Source organism: Ectopseudomonas oleovorans (assembly GCF_029845265.1).
GTDB lineage: Bacteria > Pseudomonadota > Gammaproteobacteria > Pseudomonadales > Pseudomonadaceae > Aquipseudomonas > Aquipseudomonas oleovorans.
Genome location: NZ_JAOCLK010000076.1, coordinates 1 through 9070, shown reverse-complemented (window position 1 = coordinate 9070; position 9070 = coordinate 1). Strand labels below are relative to the sequence as shown.

The following is a 9070-nucleotide window of genomic DNA, read 5'->3' as shown; positions in this document are numbered from 1 at the left end:
CAGCAGCCCGTCGTTGCCTGATGGATCCAACCCCTCCGCTGCTATAGTGCAGTCGGCTTCTGACGTTCAGTGCAGCCGTCTTCTGAAAACGACAGGTTGAACGCCAAAGAGGGGGCGGGAGCGCTGCAACCGGAGCAGCGTCAGAGCCTCCAGAATCGCCCACACAACGCGGAAGCTGTCAGTCAGGGGGCAAGCCTACCTTGGCACCAGAAACGCGCCCAGGAGGCCGCAGGGGGCGATTTTGGCCGCTGCAACTGTCCAACCTTGGCCGGGCCTCGCCGGGCCGAGTGGGGCGGCCTTCGACCAGGGCGGGCCGGCGACCGTCCGTCGGGCATGGAGGGGACGATAGAGAAAACGGACAAAATCGTACGCTAAGCGTGCGGCCTGTCAGGTTGAGGCCCTAGAGGTTGCAGGCGAGTCGTCAGAAAATGCTGGAATCGGCCCTATTCTGACACTGCCCAAGGTTCCGGCCTGACGCCCAGTTAGGGCATGCCTTAAATTGACGCTCCGACATGAGTTGTGTATTAGATATAACTTATTGTAGTATTTGTAACATTAATCATCTTTTTGACGAAGGAGCCCGTGTACTGTAAAATAGAAGAGTGAGCACTTGATTTGCTGGTGCTTTCAAACAACGGTGTTGTTTTTTTAACAGCCGAACTGGAAAGGGAGGCTGAGCTGCTCAGTGATCACTTTATCCGTTGGCTGATTTACGCCGGCATGTTCGCTACAGGCACTGAACGACAACGCAGATGGTATGGTCTGTGCGTTCTGACTCGTCAAGGATCGGCCAATGGATCGTTTGTCTAATTTGCTCTCGCGGTTCGGCGTGCGGGCCAATCTGTTCTATGACGGCGACCTATGCGGCTCTGCATCTTACGATGGCGCCGAGCGGCGAGGTTATATCCATCTGCTTCAGGCCGGCAGCGTGACGTTGCTTGGTCCCGATCGCAAGGATTTGCAGCTCACTCGCCCTAGCTTGATTTTTATGCCACGCCCCGCCAAGCATCAATTGTTTGCGGGTGAGTCCGATGGCGCAAAGTTGTTGTGTGCTTCCATGGAGTTTGAGGGCGGAATTGATAATCCTTTGTCGGCTTCATTACCGGACTGTTTGGTGCTCGCACTCGATGATCTGCCCATGCTGGCAGACACGTTGGAGTGGATGTTTGCCGAGGCGGCAAATGTGCATTGTGGAAGGGAAGCCGCGCTTGAGCGCTTATTTGAGCTCCTAATCATTCTGTTGCTCCGTTACCTGCTCGATCATCACCAGTTGCGCACCGGAATGATGGCTGGACTGGCCGACATGCGGCTTGCCCGATCGCTTTTACAGATGCACAACTCCCCGGAACATGCCTGGTCAATAGCAGAGCTGGCCAGTGAGTCAAATATGTCACGCGCTGCGTATGCCGTGCATTTCAAGAGTGTCATCGGACAGACGCCTGCTGATTATTTGTTGAGTTGGCGAGTTAGCCTGGCTCAGAAGCTGATGCGAGAAGGGCGCTCGATTACGCTGATTGCAGCTCAAGTCGGCTACGAAAGTCCTTCGGCGCTGTCTCGCGCATTTAGACGCAAGACGGGGTTGAGCCCTCGTGACTGGTTGAAAGATCTGGCGGGGGAAAATGATGGCAAAAAGGCCTAAGGCATTACTGCCTTAAGCCATTGAAAAAATTATGCATTAATTTTACGTTTTTCCAGTTCAACCAGCGAATGGCCTGCCACAAATATCGAAACAGCAAGCAACCCTAAGTCTTTAAGCAGAAACTGACCTGGCGCAACGGAAATCGCCGGAAACCCTAAACTAGGCTCAATGACGCCCGGAGTGGAAAACATAAAGCTAAGGGTTGTGAAGAACAGGCCTGCAGACAGAGCGCCTCCTACCACGGATAGTTTGGGCGACAGCATGCGGCCTGCGATCAGAGTGCCGATCGAAATCTCTAGTATGCCGAGCAGGCTGGAGAACATGTCGACCGAAAAAATGCTATACACCCATCCCAAAAGCGGGCTGTTGCTCACCAGTGGAACCAGGCCCTCGGCCTCGTAGTGGGTAAATTTCATGCCGCCGAACCAGAAGTAAATAATAGCGAGAGCCAAGTACGCGCCATAGATACCTAGCCCCATAGTTTTGGTTCCAAGCGTTAAGTGGGCCTGTACGCTGGACTTCGAGTTTTCAATGCCTATGGTTTTCATGTCTGAGCTTCCAGTAGTGAGTGAGAGTGTGTTGGCTGCCGAACGCCGTATGCGTTGGCGATGAGATGATTATGGCTGGCATCTCTAATCAAGAGGCATCAGAAAGTATTGATTTCAGTGCAGATCGTCTTGGGCGGTGCAATTCGCGATGAAGGGATCGCCGTGGAGAGCGATGAGTGCACTATTTCGATAAAGGAGTCGTTTTACATAGGTCGATGAAGCGCGTTGCGGCATCGCCTACTGTCATTTCTCAAATCTGACTATGGGGCTTGGGGCGAAGGGCGGCACTGACTAGGCTTAGAACAGCTACCAACTAGCCGCGCGGCCGCGATGCACAAAGAATGGTAACTGAGCCGTGAGTGCGGTGGGCGCCCGCATTTATTTCCAAACCCTACAGATACATCGATCTTCGACTTCAACCGGGCAGATAGCTGTTGCAGCAAGCCTATCAATCGACTTTGACGTGTTAAAGAGGATAGGTTTTCCAGGGTTGGGGAACAGCATGCCCTGCAGAACGACACACGTCACTTTTGTTAAATTAATAAGCTAGCTACCTATTGGGCATAACCTTGCAATTTGCTTCAATTTACGCACATGCACTTGCGACCTCAAAATGCAACGTAAGCCCCGAATATCTCCATTATTGTCGCCGCCAGCCTTAGTTACAGCTGCTATGATGAATGAGATCGAAAACTGAAATCCCCCACTAGAATTGTTGACTGGAGTCAAAATGAATAAAAAGCGGCCGGTTAATCTTGATATTCGAACCATTCAGCTTCCTCTCACGGCGCTTACATCGATTCTGCACCGGATTTCAGGAATTATGCTCTTTATTTTTCTGGGACTGATACTGTATATGCTGAGCAAATCGTTGGAGTCAGAAAAGGGTTTTAATGAAGTCAAGGAGATTTTTTCTTCACCTTTCGGCAAAGTTAGTTTCTGGTTGGTATACTCTTCATTTATTTATCATCTCGTAGCCGGAATTCGACACCTAGTTATGGATGTGGGTGTTGGTCATACTTTGAAAGGCAGCAATCGCGCCTCTACTATTGTTTTAGTAGTGTCGGGTGTTTTAATGGTTGCTGGCGCCGTATGGATTTGGTAGCTGTGGAGTCGTAATGCGTATTTACAAGGACTAAAAGCGTCCTTTAAAGCTAACTTACGAAAGTATTTATAATCGACGGTTCACGCTTAAACGGTTGAATCCTTTCGGGCTTCCGAATAGCTGTTAGCTGAAAGCTATCATGAGCTAAGTTTTCTGTGCATCATCAAATGTGTTAATGGGAGCGCCATAGTACTAGGTACAAATATGGCTCTAGGACAATGTTAGATGTTTTGGATTTTGAGGCGGATCGCTCTTATCGAAGATCGTCTAATTCGCTCTGAAGCGCAGGTTTTTTGAAACTATCACCTGGTTGGCACACTGTGCGAATCAACATCAGATATGAGAAAGCCAATCAGGTGAACACTACCCTCGAGGGCTCATCTGTCCAGTTAAAGCCTCGAGTCTTTCTGGGTGCGCAAAAGACAAGAAGGTTATATGGGAAAATTATGAGGCCTGGATACCATGCGTCATGGGCGTGCCGATGCTGTGAGTGACAGAGCGAGAAGCAAGTGAAAGTCCCTGAAGTAGGGGCGGGATGCGCCCGAGTGGCATTTTTTGTCTTAAGGTAGATCGCGTAGCTGTTCTTCAGAATAATCTTCAGAGCGTTGACGACAGCCATCGCTGTGCATTCCTCAAGAATAGAATGTGTCGGAAGGGTGGCGTCATTGGTGTTAGTCATCGCTTAGGATTTCTCAATCTGGCTTACACGGGCGCCTGTACCGATATCCCCGCGGATGGCGACGTATCGATGTTGAATTCCTCGCCAGACGAAGTGCAATGAGCTGCGGCTATAGGCTTGCGCAGCCTTAGATAGCCGGCCGTCGCAGGCGCGCCGGTTGGCCGGGATCTTCTTCTGCCCGTCAGGTGTCCGGTCGGAACTCCAGCACGAACGCTACGACCTTTTCGGCGGACATTTCGCACGGCTTCAACAATGTCCTATCTGATGTAACGCGGAAGAGGTTGAAGCTGACAATGTCAGTCCCGTCCAACTCCCTGGCGAACAGACTGTTGCGACGTCCGTCCCCAGATCGCCGGACGATCAAGCTGAAACGCCGGCCTTCATAAGTCCCTTCTCTGTATCCCTCCGCAAGCTTCGCGAAAGCGGCATCGAACTCGGAATGCTCCATGTCATCCATCCTTATTGATAGAACAGAGGCGCGGCGGGTGCGAGACCGCCAGTGCCGGGTCGCGCTAAGGTGCCGGGCAGATTCCTGCAGCCGACGAGGCCCGGGGTGGGCAGGATAATTGAGATGTCGGCGCCCGCATGGCTATCAGCGAAGTCGTCCGTCCAGTCTGCTAGGCAACGTCCACGCCTTTCCAGAAAGCGATGTAATCCCGGATACCCTCGGCATCCGGAGTGGGGGCGGGATAGGTCCAAGCGGCGTTCACGTTGAGCGCGTCACCCGCGCGAACATGAAAGAAGCGCGCGGCGCCTTTGATCGGACAGACAGATGTGTGCGGGCTCATCTCAAGCAGGCTCAGGTCGACTCCTGACGGTGGGAAGTAGTGATTTCCCTCGACGATGACTGTTTCGTCGCTTGTGGCGATAGTAGTGTCTTTCCAGATGGCTGAGACCAACGGACTCTCCTTTTGTATTCATCAACCGGCGAAGGCTCGCGGGCTGGCTGCCCCAAGCCGCACCTCCTCAGGTGGCAGGCGGGTTGCGCCCGAGAAGTTTGTCGAGCTCGCCTCTGACATCGAGCGCGAATAGCTCATCGGAGCCACCGATAAGGGTGCCATTGATGAAGATCTGCGGCACGGAGCTTCGCCCCGACGCTTCCGCCATGGCCTGCCGGTGAGCCGGATCCGCCTCAATATCGAGCTCCTTCCATCGCACGCCCTTTTCCTTGAGGAGCGCCTTCGCTCGGCGGCAGAACGGGCACCAATTCGTGGTGTACAGCAATACATCAGTTGTCATATTGCATCTCCGGCAGTTGCACGCGGATCGCTGTCATGGCGTTGATCTCCAATTCGCGGCGTTCAAAGATGGCGACTGCACCTTGGCCGACATCGGAGCAGATGCTGACGATTGGCCGCTATCCAGGCGACATGGCCCAAAGTGCTTTCACCGCCAGGCAGAGGCCGCACGCGCCTCCTGTAGCGCCGAGCCGATGCTCTAAGGTAACCGAGCCTCGATTGGGACGGAAGCGGTCCCGCTCGAATCGCCCATCATGCTGGTCGAGCATATCAGGACGACGGATAGTGCAGGAACTTTCAAATTGAGCTTGATGTCGAGCCAGGTATCGCGAGCGAAGGCGTTCTAGAGGCCGGGGGGTACGAAGACTGTGTTCGGCAAAACGGTTCACGTTGATCGCCAAAGCTTCCCAGGGCGCACGTCTACGATCGGCGCGACGTGAGATAGCTCGCGCCGCTAGCCCCCGTAGCGCTCCGTCTTGATGATGGAGGCGTCCAAGCCCGCCAGCAGCGCGCTATCGGTTGCGATGTTGACGAATCCGTTAGACCCGCAGACGAACACTTGCGTCGGCTTTCCCTGAAGCCTGGTTAGAATTTCTTGGACCATCATGCCGTCGATCCGTCGCGCAAAGTCCGATGCGCGAACCGGTTTCTCGCGCGTAATCGCGAGCGCCAGGACGAACGCCGGATCGCTGATTTCGATGCAATGAAGTTCTTCTGAGAAGAGAACGTCCTCGGCGGTTCGTGCGGACAGGAGCAACGCTGTCGGAACGGCTTGGGCCAATGCGCGGCGCTGCCGGATCATTGCCATCAACGGCACGAGGCCGGAGCCTCCCCCGATCAACAGAACCGGATCTATGGCAGGCTCAGGCCAAAGGAAATGGCCACCGAGCGGACCGCGAACTTCGATTTCGTCACCAATCGCCGCGATGTCGTGAAAAAACGGCGAAACTTCGGCATCCGGCATGCGCTCGATAGCTATCTCGACGATCGGGGTCGAAACTGCCGATGACGCGATCGAGTAGCTGCGCATTGCACTGTAGCCGTCGGGCGCGGTCAGCCGGATATCGACGTGCTGACCTGCGGTGTGCGCGAACGGCTTGCTCAACCGAAGGAAGAAGCTCTTGATACTCGGTGTTTGCTGGATGATGTCGTCGATCACGCATGATTGCCACGAACGGACTTGCGCTTCGTTTTCAGTCATGGGTGTATCGTTGTTCGCGCCACGGATCGCCGTAGATGTGATAGCCGTGCAGCTCCCAAAAGCCGGCCTCGTCACGCGTCGTGAATTGCAGCGCATTCACCCATTTGGCGGATTTCCAGAAGTAAAGGTGCGGCACTAGAAGACGCGCCGGCCCCCCATGATCGCGGGAAAGTGGCTTGCCCGCATAACTGAGGGCGACCATCGCTTTCCCGGAAAGCAGATCCGTCAGAGGGACGTTTGTCGAATAATTATCGTAGCAGTGCGCCAAGACGAAATCGGTAGGCCGATCAAGCTCTGCATCTGCAAGGATGTCTTCAATGAGTACACCCTCCCAAACGGTATCCAGTTTGGACCAAGAGGTGACGCAGTGAATATCCTTTGTCACCTGGGTCTTTGGTAGAGTGTTGAATTCGCCCCAATTCCACGTTTTGACGGGCTTCGGACCAATTTTGACTGTGAATTTCCAGTCGGAGGGCTCTACCCTCGGCGTAGGGCCGGCCGACAGAACAGGGAAATCCTCCACCAGATGCTGACCTGGCGGAATCCGATCGGACTGGTCGCCTGAACCGCGACCGGTGAAACCTCTGGTGACCATAGTGACCCCTCTTGCTCGATACGGCAGACCGAAGCCGGCCTTCATTTCAGTACTCTGCGTAAAGCATTTGCCCGCACATCCGCCGAATAAGCCAATCGACTAAAAATCAGATACAGATGCTCTATCATCGTAAAAAATCGCGTATCGAACATAGCGTCAGGCCAGCATGATTCCCAATACCCAATGGCTATAGGGTAGATAACCCCAAGGCTGCGTACGCTGATCTGCGGTATGCGGAGCGGAAGTTGCAGGTTCGCTCTCAAACGGATGGGCAGCGTGCAAAGCTCAAGGCTCACCAGCGCATGGTTGCCCAGTTCGCGCTCGCCGGCAGCTTGAGTATATTAAGGACGAAATGTCGATCTGATCTATTCTGGCTTCAGGAAATAGGGAAAATAAGGTCGGACGTTCGCGCACCGTCGCGACGCGCGATCATCCACTAAGCTTCTGTATCGGGGTTGGAGGATCAGATGAACGAGATCGAACGACAAGCGCCTGAGCTGCGGGTGCAAAAATGGATTGGCAAAGATGGGGAAAGTATCGCGCCGTTCAAACTGTCAGATATCGGGCCCGGCCCGAAAATCTTGTTTGCCTTCCAGCATTGGTGCCAAGGTTGCCATTTGCATGGGTTTCCGACGCTACAAAAGTTGCATGCAGCGTTGAGCTCAAAAGACGTGGGGTTCGCAGTGATCCAGACCGTCTTCGAAGGAACGCATGAGAATACCTTCGAGAAGTTGCGCGTGAACCAGCTCAAGTATGAGCTTCCTATCGTTTTCGGTCACGACGAGCAACCGACCGGCTCGCCGTTTCCAACCTTCATGGAAGACTACCGCACACGAGGAACTCCGTGGTTTACGGTTATCGACGCTGGCGGTAGCATTGTTTTCTCGGACTTCCATCTCGACGCGGAGCGACTAGTGAAGCAACTTGAGCAAGGTTAATCGTTGGAAGGTGGGCAATCATCCTGATTGCCACCCATCCCCTGATGCCCACTACAGGCGTTGCGCGCTGTAACTCTGTTGATCAGCGTGCGAAAACCCGGATCCGGATAGGAGGAGCGTCAACGATTGAATCAATCCGTTGGGAGAGGGCGGCTCCGCTCCGTCAGCTCGGCAATAGATAACCCATTCTCGCCGAGCAACTCTCTGATCCGATCGACGATATGAGCCCCTAGCGCCGCTGTCTTGGTCCCCCCCACAGATTCCCAAGATGCGAGTTCACACGCCGATACCTCGTGGTCAGCGCCGAAGTGCTTCTGTCGGTATGTCACCGCCGCCCTTCAATGATAAAGGCGCGGTAACGGGAACCGGCAAAGCGATGAGCAGCGATGGTTTGGTAGGCGGGACTGTCATACCAGTCGCGAGCGGCCTGCATCGTCGGGAAACGCAAGATTACGGCCCCTTCGATGGGCGGCCCCTCCAAATGCTGGATCGCGCCATAAGCGGCGAGAAAGGTAACGTCGTGACCATCGAACGATGGTCCGACGCCTGCAGAATAGGTTGCGAGTGCATGTGGGTCGCTGGTTTCTTCCCGCGTAAAGACGACGAACGCTTCCATCATTAGGCCTCTCAAAGGTTGGATCTGTTGGCCATTACCACCGGTGATGGCCTCACAGTCGTCAGGCTGGCAACTGGAACCCGATTTTCATGAGTGCCTCGACGCACGCATCCTGATCCTGCTGATAGTTGCCTCCGGAGATGCCTATGCCGCCGATCAACTTCCCATCCTCCAGAATCGGATAACCGCCGCCGACAGCGACCATCCGAGGGCGATAGGCTAGCGGCGCCACTTTTGGATCGTTGGTCACATAGTCGTTCCAGACATGGGTCGGGAACCCAAACGAGGCGGAACTCCAGGCCTTGTCGATGGCAACATCGACGGTAAGGAACGGCGCATCGTCGGTGCGCTCGAACGCGCGCAGGTTACCGGTGGCGTCGACGACGGCGACGGCAGCCGGGATGCCGATGGCACGGGCCGCAGCGAGCGCCGCGTCGATGAGGGCGACTGCGGTTTCGCGGTTGATCGAGGCGGTGGCAATAGATTTGGTCATGGGATTCTCATCGCTGGG

The 9070-nt window shown here is 54.6% G+C and carries 11 protein-coding genes; 3 read left to right on the top strand and 8 right to left on the bottom strand.

Annotated features, from left to right (window positions below; genetic code table 11):
* Positions 1 to 793 precede the first annotated feature (793 nt).
* Complete coding sequence (locus N5J71_RS21725; protein ID WP_003464995.1) at positions 794 to 1639, top strand: AraC family transcriptional regulator; 846 nt, start codon at positions 794 to 796, stop codon at positions 1637 to 1639.
* Positions 1640 to 1668: 29 nt separating this feature from the next.
* Here the strand turns inward: N5J71_RS21725 and N5J71_RS21720 are convergent, their stop codons facing one another.
* Positions 1669 to 2187 carry a YkgB family protein gene (locus tag N5J71_RS21720; protein WP_003464991.1) on the bottom strand — a complete coding sequence of 173 codons (519 nt, stop codon included), beginning with the start codon at positions 2185 to 2187 and terminating at the stop codon, positions 1669 to 1671.
* Between the two features lie 730 nt (positions 2188 to 2917).
* Here N5J71_RS21720 and sdhC point away from each other — a divergent pair.
* Positions 2918 to 3292 carry a succinate dehydrogenase, cytochrome b556 subunit gene (sdhC, locus tag N5J71_RS21715; RefSeq protein ID WP_005005993.1) on the top strand — a complete coding sequence of 125 codons (375 nt, stop codon included), beginning with the start codon at positions 2918 to 2920 and terminating at the stop codon, positions 3290 to 3292.
* 860 nt (positions 3293 to 4152) lie between these two features.
* Here sdhC and N5J71_RS21710 read toward each other — a convergent pair.
* From N5J71_RS21710 to N5J71_RS21690, 5 genes are all read right to left on the bottom strand, one after another.
* The gene (locus N5J71_RS21710) at positions 4153 to 4419 is read right to left on the bottom strand and encodes a hypothetical protein (protein WP_003464988.1); all 267 of its coding nucleotides are present in this window, start codon (positions 4417 to 4419) and stop codon (positions 4153 to 4155) included.
* Positions 4420 to 4588: 169 nt separating this feature from the next.
* Positions 4589 to 4870: a DUF427 domain-containing protein gene (locus tag N5J71_RS21705; protein ID WP_003464986.1), complete on the bottom strand. Its 282-nt coding sequence runs from the start codon at positions 4868 to 4870 to the stop codon at positions 4589 to 4591.
* A gap of 67 nt (positions 4871 to 4937) precedes the next feature.
* On the bottom strand, positions 4938 to 5210 hold the full coding sequence (gene grxC / locus N5J71_RS21700) for a glutaredoxin 3 (protein WP_005005995.1): 273 nt from the start codon (positions 5208 to 5210) through the stop codon (positions 4938 to 4940).
* Positions 5211 to 5663: 453 nt separating this feature from the next.
* Positions 5664 to 6410, bottom strand: coding sequence for a ferredoxin reductase (locus tag N5J71_RS21695; protein ID WP_002118292.1), 747 nt, complete (start codon positions 6408 to 6410; stop codon positions 5664 to 5666).
* On the bottom strand, positions 6403 to 7050 hold the full coding sequence (locus N5J71_RS21690) for a sulfite oxidase-like oxidoreductase (protein ID WP_002118288.1): 648 nt from the start codon (positions 7048 to 7050) through the stop codon (positions 6403 to 6405). Before N5J71_RS21690 ends, N5J71_RS21695 begins: the two co-directional genes overlap by 8 nt.
* A gap of 422 nt (positions 7051 to 7472) precedes the next feature.
* On the opposite strand from N5J71_RS21690, the gene N5J71_RS21685 reads away from it, so the two are divergent.
* Positions 7473 to 7943 (top strand): TlpA family protein disulfide reductase, encoded by a 471-nt coding sequence (locus N5J71_RS21685; RefSeq protein WP_003464979.1) that lies wholly within the window; start codon positions 7473 to 7475, stop codon positions 7941 to 7943.
* A gap of 325 nt (positions 7944 to 8268) precedes the next feature.
* On the opposite strand, the gene N5J71_RS21680 is transcribed toward N5J71_RS21685, so the two are convergent.
* The gene (locus N5J71_RS21680) at positions 8269 to 8562 is read right to left on the bottom strand and encodes a DUF1330 domain-containing protein (protein ID WP_003464978.1); all 294 of its coding nucleotides are present in this window, start codon (positions 8560 to 8562) and stop codon (positions 8269 to 8271) included.
* Between the two features lie 58 nt (positions 8563 to 8620).
* Positions 8621 to 9070: GlcG/HbpS family heme-binding protein (locus N5J71_RS21675; protein WP_279917629.1), on the bottom strand; the 450-nt coding region annotated here is incomplete at its 5' end.